This is a genomic window from Candidatus Nitrosocaldus islandicus (genome assembly GCF_002906215.1).
GTDB lineage: Archaea > Thermoproteota > Nitrososphaeria > Nitrososphaerales > Nitrosocaldaceae > Nitrosocaldus > Nitrosocaldus cavascurensis.
The window spans coordinates 1444483-1464498 of the sequence record NZ_CP024014.1; the positions used below are offsets into that span (position 1 = coordinate 1444483).

Consider the following 20016-nt stretch of genomic DNA (forward strand, 5'->3'; position numbering starts at 1 on the left):
TCTCACCCAGCTCTTCTGGCCTCTAAGATTTGTTGAATGTACTCTAGCGCGCTGAGCCTTGCCTCCTCGGCTCGTTTCGATACTTCCATGAGGTCCTGTAGCTCGCGCTCTATGTCTATCTCCTCAGCTTCTTGAAGAGGAGCTACGTAAAGGGTCACGTTCAGGTTGTACCCATTCTTCCTGATCTCATCTAACTCGACCACCTTGGAAAAGCCCTCCACCGTGGCGAACTCCCTACACGCCTTAGCTATTTTCTCTATGTGACCCTCCCCCAGCCTGTTCAGCCTCCTAACCTCTGGGTGGGGCTCGTACTCTCTACTCGCATTTATGAATAGCATCTTGCCCTTGCGCTCGACCGGCTTCTCCTTGTTAAAAAGTAGTATTATCCCAGGTGCCTGCGTGTTGTAGAAGAGCTTCTCGGGCAGAAGTATCACGGCCTCTATCAGGTCCCCGTCCACGACCTTGCTCCTTATCGAGGCCTCCTTGCCCTCCCTGAACAGGGCCCCTTGGTCCAGGACCACCGCGGCCCTCCTCTTCACGAGGTATAATATCAGCTGGGCCCAGGCCCAGTCGGCGGTCGTCTTAGGCGGGTAACCATAGGCGTATATGCCCCTGAGCTCGGCCCTGCCCAGCCTTGCCTCGTCGTAGCCGTCCTGGTTCCAGGGCACGTTGGTTATAACGTAGTCGGCACCGCCCTCCCCCACGGCCTCAAGGAGCCTGCGGGGGTTCTCCAGGCTATCCCCCACGTAAACCTGGGCCCCCGAGGATATGCCGTGAAGCAGGAGGTTCATCTTAGAAACGGCGACCATGACATCGTTGAGGTCCTGGCCCACCAGCTTCAGCCTGGGCTCCCCACTTACCTTGCTTCTCACGTAGTTATAGGCCTCTATGAGCATGGCGCAGGAGCCGCAGGCCGGATCCAAGACCGTGGTTTGGTCCTCTATATCCAGCAACCTTACCATCAGCTTGATGACTTCCCCAGGCGTGTAGGTCTCTCCCTCCTTGGCCTTCTCAGGCGCGAAGTGCCCTAGCATCCACTGGTAGGCATCCCCCAGCGCGTCGTAGCTGACGTTGGAGAAGTCATAGGGGTTGAACAGCTCCACGAGCCTCACCAGGATGCTCCTCTTGTCCCCCTTGGCCAGCTCCGTTAGGCCAAGCCTGTTCAGCAGAACGCGCAGCTCCTCTAAACCCCTGTTCAGCTCCGACACCCTTACCAGCGCCCTCTCTATCTCGTGTATGGTGTCCACCTTCCTGGCCACGCTGCTCCAGGTCAGCAACAGCCCGTCGTTCTCGTCGTAGAGCTTCACGTACTCCGCGTTGGCCAGAATGTAGGCCTCCTCGTCGCTGAGCCCCTCTGCCTTATGCTTCATGGCTATGAACTCCCACTTATCACTCACGGCCTTATAGAATACGAACAGCAGTATCACGCTGTAATCTACGGCAGTCCTTATGAGGTCGGCGGCGCTTTTCATCAGCTTCAGGAGCTCATCCCTAGTGGGAACCCTGACGGCCTTATCGCCGTTTACCCTTATCTGGTACCACTTGACCCTGGGATCCCTGACATCAGAGAAGAAGGTGAGCAGGCCCACTTTCTGAAGGGGGGATAGAACGTTGTAGATGTTCTCAATGCTGAGCCCCTTCTTTTTTAGGGCGTTCTCGGCATCCTCAGCCCTAAAGGGCTCGCCCCTGAACTCCTCATAAATCGCCCAGTAGTACCTGACCACCCACTGGGGCTCCACCTTAGACAGCCTGTCCCATATGTCGAGCGACAACAGCCCCCTTAACTCCTCTACCCTATATAATATTTTAGGTAGAGAAGCCGCTTAGGAGGGGTGAGTTGTCTGGGCCTTCTTACCTCTAACTTCTCCTCAGGCCCTGTTACCATGGTAGCACGCCCACGTACTCAAAAACCAAGCAAGCACAAGTAAACGATATGCCTCAGTCCCTCGCCAGGCTGAACCTGCACGTGGCCCTGTACTCGCCCACAAGGGACACCAGGGAGGCCATGAGCCCGTCGTATTCGAGCATCTCCCTGTACTTGGGGCTGCTCTTGTCCGTGCTTATCCTGCTCGAGCCCACTAAGAATACGAGGACATTACAATCTAGCAGCGCCCTGAGGTTTGGGGGATGAGCTCCACGATCGAGAGCCCCTCTCCTTGACCAGCTGGGCCGCCCTCATTATCATATCAACGTCATCCCCAGAGATGTCGTAAAGCCCGAACGAACTCATCACAAAACTATTTAAGCTTTCTTTGCCATGGCTTTGTCGTGGAGTTCCGTGAGCTCTCTGATGGCGAGTGGGAGTTCATTAGGCCCTTCTACCTCCTAGGGTCGGTAGGCCTAGAGCTGATGACAGGAGGACGGTGAACGGCATGTTGTAGGTGGATGGATATGCCTACTAGGTATGGCTCGTATAAGACTTGCTGGAGGAGGTTTAGGTGTTGGAGCGAGGACGGTGTATGGGCTAGAATACTTGAAGCGTTGATGGCCAGGGGGTACTCCATGGGTAGGTTAAGCGTGGATAGGGTCGCCGTTGACAGCGCAACCGTGGAGGCTAGAAAAGGGGGAGCTCGTAGAATACGATGGATATAAGAACGTGAAGGCTCAATCCCTACCGTTAAGCGTGGAAATGAACATGATAGCAAGCGCTTCATAAAGGTCTTGAATGGTGTAAAGCAGAAGGGGTAGACCGAGGACGAGGCCTGGAGAGGTAACGGGGGATTCAGCGTACGACACGAAGAAGATAAGAGTCTATCTAAGGAAGAGGGGCGTGAAGGCTAACATACCCGTGAACCAGAGGAATAGGCGTAAGCCCAAGCCTGGAAGACCATACAAGCTTGACGTTGAGACCTATAAAAGTATGAGAAGCGCAGTTGAAAGATTTTTGCATGGATAACAGGAGGGTTTAGGAGGCTAGCAATAAGATGGGAGAGACTTAAATCAACATTCATAGGATTCATACAACTAGCATGCATAATAATAATATACTGGAGAGTTTTGAGATGAGTTCTAGGGTTAATGAACTTGAATATTGGATATACTCTTTCTATAGCGAATATAGCATACCACTTGCCATTTTTACGCTTGATAGTTACCTGTTTAATATTACCTTCTATCATTCTATTAATTTTATTCTAATATAACCAATCTTTGATAACCATCAATACCATCTATTATCTCTATTAATGATGTGAGCTACCTACCTGCTATCTACAATTGGTTATACATGATACAACGATCGCATGCGGGATTAAACTGAAACGATCCTTGTGTCTCTTTACTTTTCTTTTCTTTCTCTCTATTCTTCTTATTAAAATTCTATTCCTATTCCAATATTATGCATGATATAATTGATCATTGATTAATGATCGTCTTTTGTAAATATTGTTAGATAGTTATAAGATAATAACAATATTTTATGAAGAGAGTAAAGAAAAAGAAAAGAAGAGGAGAAGAAGAGAAGGGGAAGTGGAGAAAGAATTAAGAGAACAATAAAGAAAAGAATAGACCACTATTAGCAGTAATAGCAAGTATCATTTTGCAATACTCTCGCATGTGATCATTGAATAACTGCATCAAAAATTTTTAACCTACTCTAAATCTTATATCGTTAGCGATATAAAATGATAATATAAATCTTTCGCTAGAATAAGGATAGCTTACGCTAGGACTCTTATTTGCTTGCAGCGTTGAATTTAGCAAATTCATGATCTATTCCATGGTATGCTATAGGAGTTAATATATCAAAGAATTCTCTAGCTTTATCTATTGTGATGTTATCATTAACAAGCTCCTCAGGTATAATGAACTCTTTGTTACAGTATCTGCATATCAGCTTATTACCTGATTGCGTATAGAAGTCCTTTCTAAGATTGTTTAAGAGATTGTTAACCTTCCATATCTCAAAGTCATCCTTCATCTGCTTCATCTTCCTCTTTACCTCTTCGTCTAGTGTTACTGTTGTTGTTAGTGTGTGGTCTGTTCCCCTAGTAGTCTGTTCAGTAGAACCAAAGGCATGCTCAGATGTATGCTCAAAGACTTCTTTACTCATAACCTCTGGTGTAGTATCTACATAATCTCTAAAGCATCGGTGCTTCCAGACAAATTCTTTTAGTGATACTCCTACTACTCTCTCATTACAGACTGAGCATACATGTATAAGACTACCATCTTTGTATATGACGTTGATAGGATTGTAGAGGGGAGATTTTAATTCTAATTTTGGTTCTGGTTCAACAGGATTCCGATTATTGCCACTACTGTTGTTATTGCTACTATTGTTATTGTTGCTATCGTTGTTATTGCTATCGTTATCGTTGGTGTTGATATCATTATTGTTGTTATTATTGCTAGTTATGGTGTTGCTATTAGTGGTAACACCACTACTAGCACTACTACTAGTATTATCTCCTCCATCATCATCTAAATCAGTATTAATACCATCTATAGTTGGTTGATCTCTTATCTTGCAGTTCTTCTTATACGTTATCCTACCTGCTATTATAGAGGCAAAACCTTTCTTCTCCAATCCTTCTGATAAACTCCTCTTTGATAACGGCTCAACATTCTTTAACCTACAGAACTCCTCATATTTATCATAGATATCTTTGAACGGTGTATTTACACCAACAGCCTCAACCAGATACCTATCAACGAACTCTTTGATATGGTCTTTCTCCCAGATTATTTTGTTGGTGTATCTCTTCACCTTTTCTGGTATCAGCTGATAGATATTAGTTGACTCTAGAAATCTATTCAAACCTGCTAATAGCAGGTTAAAGATACCTTCTCTCTCTTCCAGCAATATCTTATGGTAATCTGGTATAAGTTTATCATAAGGTATAGGATGGTTGAACGGTATTATCACTAACTTCCTTAATGTACCTTCTGTATCATCATCTAGCATAGGTTTTGGGTTTGTGGATATTATTAGGTTAAAGGTCTTCTCATACTCTTGCGGTCTAGCATTCAATGTCCTAGCAGACTTCTTACCTGTGGATATGATTGATTTCAGTATTGAACCTATAATTTTAACCTTAGTAGGTTCATCTATGACAACTAGATGCTTATAAGCACTAGCAACAAACTCTGGATTCTTTCCTTCCTCTTCTCTAGTAGTTATTAGCGATATATTAGCCTCTCTGGCATAGTCATTCATTATATATTTCATAACCTCTAGTAGTGTGGTCTTACCGTTTCTACCAAAACCATGAAAGATATAGCATACCTCTGCTCTCCTCCTAATCAAGCATGAGCCGAGGATAGTTGCTAGGAATTTGACACTCTCTATATCATCTTCCATGATCTCTTTCAAGAACCCAACGAATCTATCACATTTAGCATTAGGATCATATCTAACATTCATAACCTTGGTAAGGTAATACTTTTTGGTCTCTTCTCCATGTGGTATTGCTTGGAATATCTTTAGACTTTTATCGTAAACTAGAAGATGAGTTAGAGTATTTACGATTATGTCATCATTATGGTTATCTAGCTGATCCTCAAATATCTTAAAATCGTTAAAATAGTTACTCTTCTCCAGTGCGTTAAGGAGCTGACTCTTTGAGTTTCCAGAATCAATACTATTGCTTAAGAGATGCATTGCTTTAATGTAACGCTTCTTAACAGCTTCTCTCTCCTCTTCATTGCTTATAGTTGCTAACTCTCTATTAAGTGCATCAAACAGCTGATCTATCTTGATATTGACATATCTATCTAAATCTTCTATGAGTTCAATATCATTAGCTTCTTCCCACTTATACCCTAACCATTTATACCACCTTCCTTTATTCTCATCACCATGTGCTTTACGCTCTTTAACGAACAGATAGTCTCTTAAGAACTGAGCTTCCTTTACATTATTATCTAATTCATATCTTAATAGATGTATGACTACCTCGTAATTAGTATGTTTCATACTGAGCGTTTCAAGAATTCTTAAGAGATCAGACTCTTCTCTGTGTTTGAATATTCTATTCAAGGATAATGCTAGATTCTCATCTATCTCCTTTGCTATGCTGGAGCTAGCAACCTCCTTATCTATTGCTTGCTTATATGTCTGCTCTACACATTCTCTTATCCTTTTGCTACCTTCCTCATCGTTAAAGTATCTGGTTATGCATTTTATGATTTGCTTAGCATCTTCAATATCATATCCTGCTTTCCTTAAATACCCAGATAATGCTAAGCATATCTTATCTCTATAACCTTCTTTGTAGTATGGTTCTAAAGCATCTATTATTGCTAATAGCTTCTCTATTCTATCTCTTAGGTTCTGTAGTTCATTAAATGATATGGTCTTAATGCTAGAGAATGGTGTTATCTCCTCATAACCTTGCATATAGGTTACAAAATACCTCTTTGCTAGATAGATCTCTACTCTTTTCTCATTAATACTTACACTAATGCTAGCAGAAGTAGAATCCTTGATATGCTCTCTTATATCCTCATTAACAATGAACATGATATGCATACCTCTCCTAGTCTTAACCTTCCATGTATCTATTTCTGAGATTGCTTCTGCTAACCTGCTATCATCTACATCTATTCCTACTAACCACCTAGTGTAGTCTGGTTTTCCATCCTTCCATAACGCACCTAATATTATAGCATAACCTTCTCCCTGTCTAACCTCTAACTCTTCAAGGGTAAACCTCTTGCTATAGTTATAGCATGCTTCTAACTCTCCTTTCGTTAATGCGGGTGCTTTATTATCATATACCTTGATTATGTTGATACCGTATGTTTCTAACTGCTTCAGTCTTTCTTTTGTGTCCATCTATAATATAATTATAGGCTCAAAACTATCCATGGAGCGGGGGGATTCTCAATAGAGTATCTATGAACCAAGAAGACTCACATTTCAAGGTGAGATGGCTCACTGGAAGCATCCTAAAGCTAAAGCTCATAACCTCTAACCTTTTGCTTTGAGGGTCAACTAGTATATACTTAAATCCAAGTTTTTGCAGGATATAGTATAGAAGGTTTTGGATTATTTCATAAATAAGATGATAATATTAGAGATTTAAACCAAAATCCTTAAATCTCCTTCCCGGCGCCATTATATTCTGGTATGTGTGCACAATTACAAGAGCATAAGAGTACTGGCTGGAGTACTGGCTGTAAATGCTGATGGCTATGACTATGAAGAAGAGTAGGATATCATACCAGAGGCTTAGAATATTCCTGAATAACGCTTCTTTACATTACGTTTCAATTTAGCTTAGAGATATAGCGGAATAAGTACTTAAAGAAGTAATTTATGACGATTCTAGGCTCAAAATGCTATATGAGTGAAGGGTATTGCTAATATCAGAACTATTGCAATGGACTAGATGAGAAGAGGATTGAGAGTAACTCTGCCCAGCCAAGACATGACTATCTATTAATATAAAGTCCACCAAGATTGTAGTCGTAAAAGTTATTTATAATCATACAGAATCCTCGCTATGAGGCTAGTGGAGAGGTTTAGCATAAAGTCAAAGGAGAGTATCATCAGATTCCTAAACAGCATACCTTCAGGAACGCTAGGTAGCATAGATGAGAATGGGTTCCCTCAACTCATACCCATGAACTTTGTATATGCAAATGATGCAATATACATGCACTCACACCATGTTGGAGAGAAGATAGATAATATAAGGAGGAACAACAAGGTAGGGTTTGAGGCTCACAAGCATGTTGAGTTCTTACCATCATACTTCTTTGATCCAGAGGATGCTTGTAGTGCAGATACCCTATACATAAGCGTAGTTGTAAAGGGTTTAGCATCATTAGTTGAGGATCTGGAGGAGAAGGCAGATGCATTGAACAGCCTCATGGAGAAGTATCAGAAGGAAGGGTACTATAAGAGGTTGAGCAAGGATATGAGCAGTGTTAAGCATGTTACTGTGATAAAGATCAAGCCTATAACAATGACTGGCAAGTACAAGTTAGGGCAGCAATGGTCTAGAGAGTATAGAAGGTACATAGCATCAAAGATCCTTGAGAGAGGCTCATCTACTGCAAGGGAGAGTGTAGCACTCATGGGCTTCGATCCTTACACGCTAGAGTATATTCATGAACCAAGCTTTTAGATGTTATAACAACATTTGGCATCAATCTTTTAATCCCTCATCTTTATTGATACTGTTATGTGGAGCAAGATAATACACAAGGTTCTAAGGCTCCCTGCGCACAAGGATATGGTGGTAGAGAAGAGCAGTACATTGGTGCATCCAACCCTTGTAGGCTTTAGGCGCTCCATTGGGGAACCACATGGGCAGAGTGCAGATTATAGGTTGAGGCTTTACGATGGCAAGAGCATACACGTTAGAGAGTATAGTGATCATTATAGAGTGCACTGGGATAGGGTTGATCCTTCAGTGAGCGTAGTTGCACACCTTAAGCATGATGCGCCACACATCTACATGCTCCTTCTAGGCATACTTGGTGTATCTACAGGTATAATGCTAGGAAATATACTATCAAGGTTAAGGAAGGTCTAAGTGATGATATATGGCTATTGTTTAACGTGAGGCCATAGCAATCCTCTCCTGCTCATTCTTCTTCTTTATTGCAAAGCTGTTTGGATCGTTGTTTGCAGCAAGTATTATCTCATCTGCAAGGGCCTCCTCTATAGTCTTTGGGTTTGAGTATGTTGCCTCTCTAGCCCCTTCTGCTATAAACCTTAATGCAAGATCAACCCTCCTCAATGGGGAGACATCAACAGATACATGGTATACAACTCCTCCATATATTATCCTTGTAGTATCCTCGTTTGGTGATGTATTCTCTACTGCTTTAACAAGCACTGCTATTGGATTCTGACCAGTCCTTAGGTGTATTATATCCAGCGTGGTCTTTACAATGTTTATTGCTCTTGCCTTCTTGCCAGCCATCCTACCTGTGTTCTTTGCATACCTCTTACCAAAATGCATTATGCTGTTAACTAAACGCTCAACTATGTTAACATCGGCCTTGCCGAACCTCTTATGCTCATGCCTCCCAAAGCTTGTTGGTACAAGCATTGGTTTGAGCGATATTGTCCTCTGCAATCCTGGATCTGTAACCTTCACCTCTCTAAAGTCCCATTTGTTGAATAGCATGAGGTTTGGTTCTTCTTTACCCATCTCCATCTAAACACCTTTATACTCTCTTATTTATCTTCCCATCACTAACCTGCTATACATAATAGTATTGATGAGATCATCTCCTTGGCTTCTCCTTCCTTCCCCTCACAAGCTCCCTCAGCGATACACCATTAACCTTAGATACCTTCCATCTAACACCTGGTATATCACCCATTGCTCTTCCCATGGAGCCACCTATACCCTCTATCACAACCTCATCATGCTCATCTATGTAGTTTAATGCACCATCCCTAGGGCAGAATGCAGTTACAACCTTGCCATTCTTTATCAACTGAACCCTAACACACTTTCTAACAGCAGAGTTTGGCTGCTTCGACTCAACCCCAACCTTCTCAAGCACTATCCCCCTTGCCTGAGGTGCGCCTTCTAGAGGATCTGCCTTCTTATCTAGCATGAGCACTCTACGCTTGAACCTCCTCTCAGACCACCTGAACTTGAGCCTCTTCTGCTTAAGCGTTCTAGCAGCGAACATCCCTACTGGTGAGTTTGCCATCAGATACTCGCCTCCTGACCCCTTATTATAACGTTAGCAACATCAAAGTAACGCTTGGTTAGAAGCCTAGCCTTCTCAACATTCCTCCCTTCTCTACCAACAACCATCCCCTTCTTCCTTGGATCAACTATGACTGTTACAACCTTGCCATTGGATGAGTGATTGCCTATCTTCACATCCAGCACAACCTCTCTCCCAAATATGTTCTTCACAAACTCTGCAAGATCATCAGCATACTCTACAAGTTCTATCCTCTTACCTATCATGCTCTGCAATGTCCTTATAGTTGAGCCATTTCTTCCTATAGCCAAGCCCATGTCCCCTTTATCTATAATGAATATAACCCTGTCCATCTTCTCATCTATAACACAGTCCCTAGCAGTAACTGTTGTTATGCTTTGAAAGAGGGACATCAGCCTCAACTCATCGGATGTTAACCTTATACCTGTCATACCGCTTTATAGCATCCCTCTGCTATATCGCCACATTTAAAGATAACACTTGGCTATATATAATAGGCTTAGGAGCATTGTAGCATGCTAGACCTTAATTGGGCTATTAACATAACCAACAACATAACATAACCCTGCTTAGGCTAAGTAAAGTAAACTTATATTTAAGGGACAGAGATAGCAAGAAGAGGAAAGAGGGAATGCCAACAAAGAAGGGAGGTAAGGTAAGAGATAAGTGGAGGGATAAGAGATGGGTGGTTGTACATGCACCATCGGTCTTTGCTAATCAACCAATAGCATACATACCTATAACTGATGAGAAGCATGCTATAGGTAGGGTTATAGAGTGTACACTCTTCGATCTCTGGCATACAGATCCACAACAGCATGCAATAAAGCTCTACTTCCAGATAGAGAGGATTGAGGGGGATGATGCATATACCTACCTCAAGGGTCATGAGTATACTAAGGAGTTCATAAAAAGCATGGTGAGGAGGGGTTCATCTATGGTTAACTTCATAAAGGATTACACAACTGCAGATGGCTACACGTTCAGGATATACACGATAGCATTCACACAAAAGAAGGTCAACACATCCAAGAAGCATGATATAAGGAAGGTCATGGATGAGGTGTTGAGTAGAGAAGTGCCAATGTTGAACATAGACCAGTTCATTCAAGCAGTGGTTGGGCCAAAGTTGAATGCAGATATACATAGCAGGGTCAAGGATATAATCAATGTTAGGTTCGTTGCAGTATGGAAGACCAAACTGCTTGGCAAGAAGCAGCCTATAATTCAAGTGCAGCAGGAGCAGCAGGCACAAACATTAGATGTATAATGGATGTGATAGCAGTAGTGTAGCATAGTATGATAGGAGAAGAGGGTAGATATAGATAGATAGGGTAAGGGGGAGAAAAGGATTAAATTAAAATTCCATAATAAGAGAGAGTAGGATGTATATTCCAACCAACGATCTATTAATTAAACATCTAGGCAAGGCAAAAATGGTGAAATATCTTGATATAAAGGTGTGTCATAATAAGTGCAATAGCCTCATATTTAAAGGGGATGCTATCGCTGCAAGGGAGGATGAGGATATTGTAATAACTGCTAGAGCAGTAGCAAATGGGTACGGTATAGCAAGTGTTAGCAAAATCGAGTCTACACCATCTAGCAGTCTAGAGCATAGCATAGATGATATTGTGGAACAGGCAATAGAGCATGCTACATCATCATTATCATACTCACAAGCTGATGGTAGTAGTAGTGGTAGTAGTATTAGTAATGGTAGTAATAGGAGAGGAGGCTATGGTGTAAACCTTGTAGAAGTTGATGTGGAGAGAGGGTATGCTACAACCCCAGTAGCAGACTATGATAGTACAAGTTTATACGAACTTATAGATTATGTGGTATCTACGCTTAGGAGCAGGTTAAGGGGTAGGGATGATGTAAGGATAGAGGTTAGCCTATCATATGTTGAGAGTGAGAATGGGTTGGTTAGCAGTGAGGGCACTGATATTAGAGAGCGTACTGCAACAACAACCATAGATATAAGGCTGACAATGAGGTACCATGGAGGCATCATCCAAGTCAGTAAGAGTATGGGAGGGAGAGGGGGTATAGAGGTGCTCAAGCGTAAAAGTATGGATGATGCTCTAGATGAGATGATTGCTACCATGAACCATCTAGTACATGCAAAGCAGTTCTCCATACTAGAGTCTGGGATAAGGTTCAAGGTTGTACTTGATAATGAGGCTGGTGGTGCACTTGCAAGACTAATAGGGAATATGCTTGAGGCTGATGAGTTCAACCCAAAGATATTCTCATCCCTGTATGTACAGGAAGGTGTTGAGGTTGTAGATGATCCAACACTACCAAATGGTTATGGCTCATTTGTATGGGATGATGAGGGAGTAAGGGGTAGGAGGAAGGTACTCATCGGTAGTGATACCCTAAACCTACTTCATACAAGGCTCACTGCATGCATCCCTGAAGATGGGTACTCAACACCAGGCAATGCTAGAGGGGTTGATGGTATACCAAAACCAAGCGTAAGCAATGTGTACATAAAGCCCATGGACTGGTATGTTGATGAGATGGTTGATGATGCTAGAGAGTGTATACTGATGAAGGGTGTTGAGAGGGTAAGTGCTGATACTAGAAGGGGTATAGTTGAGATAAAGCCAATAATAGCATACCATGTTAAGGATAATGAGATGATGTACGCTATTAAAGGTATAAGCCTACAGGATAGTATAAGGAACATACTGAAGGGTATAGATGCTATAAGCAGGGTTGCTATACTGAAGCCATACAGGGATGAGCGCTATGGATTCAGGATTGGAGAAGGTTCCCCATACATAAGGCTGGAGTCTGCTAGGTGTGTATGCAGCGTCATCTAGCAGGTTATCATATTAGTTGATGGTGAGATAAGAGCATGGATGTGAAGAAGATTGGTTCAGTATTCACATCTGCAGAGATAGAACTTATAGTACATGCAACTGAGAGCCTTGATAAGTTGATCGATGCTCTTGGCAGTACCTTAGGGGTGAGGAGTAGCATATTAACCAGAGAGGTGCTGACTGGGCACCATGGCAATGAGATAATACTGCTCAAGGGGGGTGTTGTTGGTGATGATGCAAGGAACCTTGCAGATAGGCTCATGGGATCGTTGAGTAGTGAAGATATCCTTCGCATATATAGGGACTTTGACCTCTACACAGATAACAGATCATCATTCTACATAAGGATAAGCAAGCAGGAGATGGTTAAGGGGAGGATAAGGCTCTCACAGTCTGATGCTGTAAGAATAAGGCTAAGGCTTGCAAAGCGCATGCATAAAGCATCCCTTGAAGCGTTGAGGAGTGCCTTGGTTGGTTGATGTATAGATGAGGTATAAGAAGAGGTACATACTTGTGTATGTAGATGCTCACAATCCATATGGTTATCAGAGGAAGATGCTCAAGATGATAAGGGATGCATATGCTGAGATTTTTGGTAGTAAGGAAGTTGATGAGGCAAGGATCACCTTTGTTAGCTATGGTAGTAGGAGGAGGAATGGTAGTAGTAGCAGCAGTAGTAGTAGGGATGGTAATGCTGCTGATGAGATGGGTAAGATTCATGGAGCAAAGATAGGTGAGGAAGTTGGCAAGGCTGATGTGTCAAGGGGGTACATCCATGCTCATAGAACGATGCTACCACTTATAATCAGGTGCAACCTAGAGCATTATGGTAATGTAATGCATATACTCTCCATACTTGGTATACGTACTGTAACAACATCTGGAACGTTGAAGGCACTGCGTAGGAGGCAAGGATTAATAGGGGAAGAGAGGAAGATAGATGGGGATGAGGTGAGAGCCGCTCCAGGCTGAGCCTAGCAAGCAATGAAGACCTCGCGACAATCCGACCCAAATAAAATATTAGAGCAGCAGATGATCATTATTTTAGGATCGTTAACTTATTATCATGCTATAGGATGGTAGATAGATGGATTGATGTATGGTTATGTAGCAGAAGAAAGAGTTTTTAACTAGTAAGCACTCTGCCATTGCATGCATAGTAATGGTTATGATTACGATATAATAGTTGCTGGGGCTGGTATAGCAGGTACTATAGCAGCAATAAGCGCTGCAAAGCATAACAATAGCATGAGGATACTCCTCATCGATAAGAACCCAGAGTATGAGGCAGGTAAGAAGACCTTGAATGGTTGGGTATGTGGCGATGCTGTAGGCAAGAACAATGTAGATTATCTAGCAAAGCATACAGGGTTAAGATGGGATAGACCAGAGATTGAGCATGATGTGAAGGGAGTAGTTGCATACTCCCCAGACCATGAGACCCCAATATACTTTGAGGGCGATGGCTACATACTGAACAGAAGGCTACTACCATTCAAGCAGATAGAGTATGCAAAGAAGTTAGGGGTAGAGTTCAGATGGAATGTGATGCTTAGGCAGGTCATAGCAGAGGATGGCTATGTTAAGGGTGTTCAAGGAATAGATTTAAGCAGTAATCAGCCATTCAAGGCTAGGGCAAGGGTTGTTATAGACTGTACTGGTATAGCATCCCTGCTAAGATCTACCCTGCCCATACACACGTATATACAGAGGAGCATAGATAAGGATGATATAGAGGCTACTGGAAGGTATATACTAACCTTCGATCCAGCCAAGGAGGATAGAACATACTTCGACCCAGACTATGCTATAATCCATCTCAACCAGATCATTGCTCCAGGTGGCTATGCATGGGTATTCCCTAAATCTGATAGGAAGGTGAATATAGGTTTAGGGGTTCAGCATAGAAGCCTTGAGTTGAGGAATGCAATGCTCAAGAGGAGCGATACGCTCAAATCACTAATAGATGCCTATGTAGCAAGTAACCCAGTTATCAGTAACCCAAGGCTTGCAGATGGAAAGGATGATGATGGCAATGCTTGGGGCACATGGCAGGTATCTGTTAGGAGGCAGAATGACTGCTTGGTAGCAAATGGATACATGCTTGCTGGGGACTCTGCATGGATGCCAAAGCCTCTTGATGCTGGAGGCATAGGTCCAGCAATAATTGCAGGGGTTATAGCAGGTAGGGATGCTGTTTATGCTATTGAGAGCAATGATGTGAGTGAGTATGGGTTATGGAGGTACAATGTAGACTTTGTTGATGAGTATGGCTACAAGACAGCAGGGCTAGAGGTGTTCAGGAGGTTCCTACAGACACTCTCCAATGAGCAGATAAACTATGGGATGAAGCACTTCATCTCTAAGCTTGATGTTGAGAAGATAAGCAAGGGAGAGCATCCAGACTTTGGGTATGTGGATAAGATAAGCATGCTTATAAGGGGAGTATTGCATAGGAGGACTGCTGAGGGCTTGAAGTACACAGCAGATGTTAACAGGGTGCTGGTTGAGCACTATAGGAACTATCCTAGAAGCCCAGATGGGTTTAGAGAATGGCATAAGAGGCTCATGACCATCCTGAACGATGCATTTGCTAGGTTCAATGTAAGGCCTGAGATCTACGCAGTGCATTAGCAGCATTATGTGCAAGCCTCAATGGTTCTGGCAATGGTAGGGATGATGGTAAAGAAGAAGAGGATAATGGTATTGACTTTGACTTTCTTGCCCTTGCTCTTACTCCTTCTGCTGCAGCCTCCTCTCCATAATGGATGAGTGATCTAACTATGCCCTCTGCACTATCTAGGCTTATCTTATGTCCTATGCTAACGTATATCCTCTTACCATTGTACTCTACTACCCTAGCAACCTCCCTGCCATTCAGCATAACGCTCCCATCACTGCTCTTGCTTATGATTGTACCACAGAGTAGGGACTTGCTTACCCCTACCGTTGGGATATCTATGAGGATGCCTATGTAGCATGCAAGTCCAAATAACCTTGGATGGAGCATACCATTACCATCAACAATGACTATGCAGTCATCTATGCAACCTATGCAAGATCTCCCATACACATACTTGATCAGGCTCCTCAATGCACTCAGCATTGGTGCACCCTCCCTCAGGAATAGTAGCCCTGGTATGTATGGTATGTATACCCTGCTTATGCTATTTGACTCATACACTATCTTACCATCTAGCCTATCAACCATAACAGCTGCTGCAAATGCCATATCACCCTTGTATGCCACATCAACGCCAACTGCATACCTGATGCTCTCAACATCAACAACATCATGTGCTACAACCTTACAGGCCATCCTTGACTGATAGCGCTTAATAGTCTCAACTTGGAGCATTCTCTATCGCTTATATAATCAACAATCATTCATCTCCTTCTTCCATTCTCTTCTCCTTATTACTCTCCTCCTTCTCTTCTCTTCCTACTCCTATACTCTTCTCCTTCTCAACCATCATCTCCATCCTCTGCATAACCTCCAGCATCGAACTCCTCCTAACCTCTTCTGTAAGCATTGCTCTAACATCCTCTATAAGTATCCTTGCCACGTCTACCTTCCTCTTTACTCCCTGTACTATGTTATCGTATGCTGAGAATGGGAGGAGCATGGCATACAATGCTTCCATCATACTGAATAGCCTCAATGCATCGCTACCCTTCCCTTCCCTAACCCTATCGTATACTTGCCTCTTCAACTCCCCTATACAGTCAAGTAAACCAAGCAGATATGCCTTCATACTAGTCATACTCAACCCATCTATGATTGGTACTCTATGCTCTCTAACTATGCTGTAGAGAGCCCTTGCCTCAACCAGTTCTGCCTCAGCACCAACAAGGTATGCCTGTAGATTAGGGTACTCCTCTGCTACATGCTTCAACTCATCCATCATATTTGCTGCTCTTACTATCTGCTCCCCTGCAGTGTTGAGATCACTTGCATGTATATTCACTATAGCCTTGCTGCATAGCATAACAACATCCCTTGTACCCTTGATGAGCCTCTCCCTCCTCTCCTCAATAGCCTTGAGCATCTCCATAATTCTATCAAGAGGCTCCTTAAGGTAATCCACATCACCCATGCAAGTAGTAGTTAGCATATTACTATAAATAAATACACTCATAGATCAATTGGTATGGATGCTATAACAACTCAGGAGATGATGGGTATAGAGGAGAGGGCTCATGCAATGGGTGTAGTAAGGCTGCTCATGATGGAGAATGCAGGTGCAGGTGTTGCCCATCACATAGCAAGTAAGTTCAATGACAAGGATCTTGAGGAGAAGAGAGTGCTACTCATAGCAGGGTTAGGGAACAATGGAGGGGATGCTATGGTTGCAGCAAGGCACCTAACCCATTATAGGACAGATGTTACAGTTCTACTCATAGGTAGAAGCAAGGATATAAGGACTGAGGAGGCAAGGACTAATTGGAGCATACTGGAGAGGATGAGCAGGAGCATAAGGCTTGTAGAGTTCGATGAGCATTCAATGAACAGCATAAGGAGCATGATCATGATGGATGCTGATATCATAGTTGATGGTATATTTGGTACTGGCATAAAGGGCAGCATAAGGGAGCCTCATTCAAGCATAATAGATGCTATAAATGCAAACAAGAAGGCTTACAAGGTTGCTGTTGATGTACCATCAGGCCTAGATCCAGATACTGGGAGGTATGAGAAGTGTGTTAAGGCAGATGCTACCATCACGTTTCATAGGGTAAAGAGAGGCTTACTTATAAGTAGCGATGTCTGTGGTAAGATAATAGTATGGCCAATAGGCATACCACCAGAGGCTGAATCTGGTTGATTATTTAGAGATGTGGTGATTGTTAAATGATTGTGAGGCAGATAAAGGTAGGGAGGATGGCAAACTTCACATATATAGTAGGGGATGAGTCAAGCAAGGTTGCAGCAGTTATAGATCCATCATGGGATCTAGAGGTTGTAATGGATGAGATTAAGCGTAATAGTATGAGGTTGGAGTATATAATAAACACACATACACACTTTGATCATGTGCTTGGGAATGAGCAGTTGAAGGCTCTAACAGGTGCAAAGATAGTAATGCATGCTAACTCTCCACTAGATAAGGATGTTGCCGTTGATGATAATGATGTTATAGCATTAGGTAACCTAAGAATAAAGGTTATCTACACACCAGGGCACTCAAAGGATAGCATATGTTTACTTGTTGAAAACAAATTGTTTACAGGGGATACACTATTCGTTGGCTCATGTGGTAGGGTAGATCTTCCTGGAGGAGATGCAGGTGAACTCTATGAGAGTTTGAGGAGGATTGCTAGCTTAGATGAGAGCATAGAGGTATACCCTGGGCATGACTATGGTTATGAGAGATACTCAACAATAGGCAAGGAGAAGAGGAGCAATCCAGTGTTGAGGGTTAAGAGCAAGGATGAGTTCATTATGCTTGTAGGTGGTTAGGATGCATGAGTTCTATGGTAATAGCAAGAGTGTAGGAATAGCACTGAACAAGGATGAAGGGGTTAGGTTCCTCAACTCAATAGCAGGCAAGGAGTTCAGGTTCATACTCATAACATCCTACACTGAGACTGCAGAGATAGATGGGATAACAGTTGCTGGAGCAAACAAGGATCTGATCAAGTTCACACCTCCAGCAGATGCAGAGTTCCTCTACCTAGGAAGGTGTAGATGCATAGACTCTGTACCAGCAACACCAGATGGCAAGCCAACACCAGCAGTAATAACAAGGGCAATGCTCAAACTTGCTGATATACCATTGAGCATAGTAGACTCTGGCAGCATAGTTAAGCCAATGGTACCTCACTACACTATGGCTACTACCCATGGTAGAAGCATAATACATGGATATGCTATGAGCAGGGAGGAGGTTGAAGGTATATACAGGCATAGCATAGAGTTGGGAAGGATACTTGCAAGGAGTGCTGATTGCTTAATCATAGGTGAGAGCATACCTGCTGGTACAACAACTGCACTTGCTGTTATGCTTGCAATGGGTATAGATGCTAGGTTCAAGGTGAGCAGTAGCATGCCTAGCAATCCTCATGAACTGAAGTTAAGAGTGGTTGAGGAAGGGATGAGGAATGCTGGAGTTGAGTTTGGTTCCCTCAAGGATGACCCATTAAATGCAATAGCAATGCTTGGGGATCCAATGATGCCATGTGCTGCTGGTTTAGCAGTAGGGGCTATGGATCATGCTAGCGTTATGCTTGCTGGAGGAACACAGATGACTGCAGTTCTAGCAGTGATCAATGCTCTAAGCAATAGGTTGGATAACATTGCTATAGCAACAACATCCTACATAGTTAATGATCAGAGCGCAGATATAAGGTATCTTGTTAGTAATGCTGCTGGTGCTGATGCACATGTGCCGTTAATCTATGCAGATCCAACACTTACACTATCTAGCAAGAATGGGCTTAGAGCTTATGCTGAGGGCTTTGTGAAGGAAGGTGTTGGTGCTGGAGGAGCATGCATTGCAGCATTGGCAAGGAATAGATTCAGGCTAGATGCTGATGATATACTTCATGCCATTGAGATGGAGTATGAATATGCTATAGAGATACCAATGAAGGGAGTACGTAATACACTGGATGGATGAGCAAAAACATACCATCGTTTATTTAATGTAGGTTATTGTTTTATTACACTAATCGTTGATTCTTTAGATCATATTACATGTGATGCGTTCAACTTTACACTCTGGAAGACTTTACAGATCCTTTGTAGGAATTTATCACATTTTAATCAACTACCATATTCTCAATGATGGTAGAAGAGGGAATCTCAAACGTAGATAATGATAGGATGATAATGATGAACTCAGTTCTAATCTACGATTTATCACTTTTACCATCCATCAAAGAGTTGAAATATACATCTGGCTACCATAGCAAGGTAAGTGCTCCTATCAACATACTCATCAGTTACCTTCTATAAAATCAAAGCATCTAATACTCGATTAGTGAGAGTCTTGTGTTAGGATGGGTCTACACGAGTAGTAACACTATGATAATCTCTCCTAAAATAAAATATAGCCCATACAATACAACCTTTAACTGCTGTAGGTAACACAATTACAGTTAATATTAAAATGAATGCATACTCATAGAAGAGGATTACTTATAGAGAAGAGATGAGAAGGGGTAACAGGCATCCATTATCATAATAATACCATCACAATCTACCACCTGCCTTCCTGTACTCATCAGCAATTATATTGTAAACAGTCTCAAAGTAAAGCCTTGATGAGTAAGGCATCTCCTGCAATGCATCATCTATAACCTTTAGCAGCAATGGTACTACACGCTTCGATACATTGAGTCTAAACTTCATGGGCAGTATCTCATCCTGCTCAACCCTTATCTTATCCCTCAACTCCTCTGGGCACGATGCTCTTACTCTCTCAACTATTATTGAGTACCAGAATGCTAGAGCCTCTGGCACTAAACCACTCCTTGCCTCATTGACAACCTTAGCAAGTATGAGATCTATGCTCATAGTAGAATTGAATGTATG

The 20016-nt window shown here is 42.6% G+C and carries 19 protein-coding genes; 11 read left to right on the top strand and 8 right to left on the bottom strand.

Annotated elements, in window-relative coordinates:
* Positions 1-2: 2 nt before the first annotated feature.
* Positions 3-1772: an N-6 DNA methylase gene (locus tag CRG89_RS07605; protein ID WP_103287663.1), complete on the bottom strand. Its 1770-nt coding sequence runs from the start codon at positions 1770-1772 to the stop codon at positions 3-5.
* A 619-nt stretch (positions 1773-2391) separates the two neighbouring features.
* Here CRG89_RS07605 and CRG89_RS07610 point away from each other — a divergent pair.
* Positions 2392-2592, top strand: coding sequence for a hypothetical protein (locus tag CRG89_RS07610; RefSeq protein WP_158648789.1), 201 nt, complete (start codon positions 2392-2394; stop codon positions 2590-2592).
* A gap of 1081 nt (positions 2593-3673) precedes the next feature.
* Here CRG89_RS07610 and CRG89_RS07620 read toward each other — a convergent pair.
* A complete protein-coding gene (locus tag CRG89_RS07620; RefSeq protein WP_103287666.1) occupies positions 3674-6778 on the bottom strand; it encodes a DNA primase family protein in 3105 nt (1034 codons plus the stop codon).
* 670 nt (positions 6779-7448) lie between these two features.
* Between CRG89_RS07620 and CRG89_RS07625 the strand changes: the two genes are divergently transcribed.
* Positions 7449-8075, top strand: a complete 627-nt coding sequence (locus CRG89_RS07625; RefSeq protein ID WP_103287667.1) for a pyridoxamine 5'-phosphate oxidase family protein — start codon at positions 7449-7451, stop codon at positions 8073-8075.
* A 57-nt stretch (positions 8076-8132) separates the two neighbouring features.
* The gene (locus tag CRG89_RS07630) at positions 8133-8486 is read left to right on the top strand and encodes a hypothetical protein (protein WP_103287668.1); all 354 of its coding nucleotides are present in this window, start codon (positions 8133-8135) and stop codon (positions 8484-8486) included.
* 21 nt (positions 8487-8507) lie between these two features.
* Here the strand turns inward: CRG89_RS07630 and CRG89_RS07635 are convergent, their stop codons facing one another.
* The 3 genes from CRG89_RS07635 to CRG89_RS07645 form a co-directional block, all read right to left on the bottom strand.
* A complete protein-coding gene (locus CRG89_RS07635) occupies positions 8508-9116 on the bottom strand; it encodes a 30S ribosomal protein S7 (protein WP_103287669.1) in 609 nt (202 codons plus the stop codon).
* A 70-nt stretch (positions 9117-9186) separates the two neighbouring features.
* Positions 9187-9624 (bottom strand): 30S ribosomal protein S12, encoded by a 438-nt coding sequence (locus CRG89_RS07640; protein ID WP_103287670.1) that lies wholly within the window; start codon positions 9622-9624, stop codon positions 9187-9189.
* A complete protein-coding gene (locus CRG89_RS07645) occupies positions 9624-10076 on the bottom strand; it encodes a NusA-like transcription termination signal-binding factor (protein ID WP_103287671.1) in 453 nt (150 codons plus the stop codon). The genes CRG89_RS07640 and CRG89_RS07645 overlap by 1 nt, the downstream gene beginning before the upstream one ends.
* A 200-nt stretch (positions 10077-10276) precedes the next feature.
* On the opposite strand from CRG89_RS07645, the gene CRG89_RS07650 reads away from it, so the two are divergent.
* The 5 genes from CRG89_RS07650 to CRG89_RS07670 all read left to right on the top strand — a co-directional run bounded on the left by CRG89_RS07650 (position 10277) and on the right by CRG89_RS07670 (position 15113).
* Positions 10277-10915 (top strand): 30S ribosomal protein S3ae, encoded by a 639-nt coding sequence (locus CRG89_RS07650; protein WP_103287672.1) that lies wholly within the window; start codon positions 10277-10279, stop codon positions 10913-10915.
* Positions 10916-11105: 190 nt separating this feature from the next.
* On the top strand, positions 11106-12479 hold the full coding sequence (locus CRG89_RS07655) for a TldD/PmbA family protein (protein ID WP_158648790.1): 1374 nt from the start codon (positions 11106-11108) through the stop codon (positions 12477-12479).
* A 35-nt stretch (positions 12480-12514) separates the two neighbouring features.
* Positions 12515-12958, top strand: a complete 444-nt coding sequence (locus CRG89_RS07660) for an RNA-binding domain-containing protein (RefSeq protein WP_103287674.1) — start codon at positions 12515-12517, stop codon at positions 12956-12958.
* A 7-nt stretch (positions 12959-12965) separates the two neighbouring features.
* Complete coding sequence (locus CRG89_RS07665; RefSeq protein ID WP_103287675.1) at positions 12966-13451, top strand: hypothetical protein; 486 nt, start codon at positions 12966-12968, stop codon at positions 13449-13451.
* A gap of 180 nt (positions 13452-13631) precedes the next feature.
* Complete coding sequence (locus tag CRG89_RS07670; protein WP_103287676.1) at positions 13632-15113, top strand: NAD(P)/FAD-dependent oxidoreductase; 1482 nt, start codon at positions 13632-13634, stop codon at positions 15111-15113.
* On the opposite strand, the gene CRG89_RS07675 is transcribed toward CRG89_RS07670, so the two are convergent.
* Together CRG89_RS07675 and CRG89_RS07680 are read right to left on the bottom strand one after the other, a co-directional pair.
* Positions 15079-15837 carry an endonuclease V gene (locus CRG89_RS07675; protein ID WP_103287677.1) on the bottom strand — a complete coding sequence of 253 codons (759 nt, stop codon included), beginning with the start codon at positions 15835-15837 and terminating at the stop codon, positions 15079-15081. The genes CRG89_RS07670 and CRG89_RS07675 overlap by 35 nt on opposite strands.
* A 25-nt stretch (positions 15838-15862) precedes the next feature.
* On the bottom strand, positions 15863-16576 hold the full coding sequence (locus CRG89_RS07680) for a translin family protein (protein WP_103287678.1): 714 nt from the start codon (positions 16574-16576) through the stop codon (positions 15863-15865).
* A 54-nt stretch (positions 16577-16630) separates the two neighbouring features.
* Between CRG89_RS07680 and CRG89_RS07685 the strand changes: the two genes are divergently transcribed.
* Genes CRG89_RS07685 through cobT form a run of 3 tightly spaced genes read left to right on the top strand, consistent with a single transcriptional unit; the run spans position 16631 to position 19099 of the window.
* Positions 16631-17305, top strand: a complete 675-nt coding sequence (locus tag CRG89_RS07685; protein ID WP_103287679.1) for an NAD(P)H-hydrate epimerase — start codon at positions 16631-16633, stop codon at positions 17303-17305.
* 26 nt (positions 17306-17331) lie between these two features.
* Positions 17332-17940, top strand: coding sequence for an MBL fold metallo-hydrolase (locus CRG89_RS07690; RefSeq protein WP_103287680.1), 609 nt, complete (start codon positions 17332-17334; stop codon positions 17938-17940).
* Position 17941: 1 nt separating this feature from the next.
* Entirely contained in the window at positions 17942-19099 is a 1158-nt protein-coding gene (gene cobT / locus CRG89_RS07695) for a nicotinate mononucleotide-dependent phosphoribosyltransferase CobT (protein WP_148695111.1), read from the top strand.
* 575 nt (positions 19100-19674) lie between these two features.
* On the opposite strand, the gene CRG89_RS07700 is transcribed toward cobT, so the two are convergent.
* Positions 19675-19998: a hypothetical protein gene (locus CRG89_RS07700; protein ID WP_103287682.1), complete on the bottom strand. Its 324-nt coding sequence runs from the start codon at positions 19996-19998 to the stop codon at positions 19675-19677.
* Positions 19999-20016 lie beyond the last annotated feature (18 nt).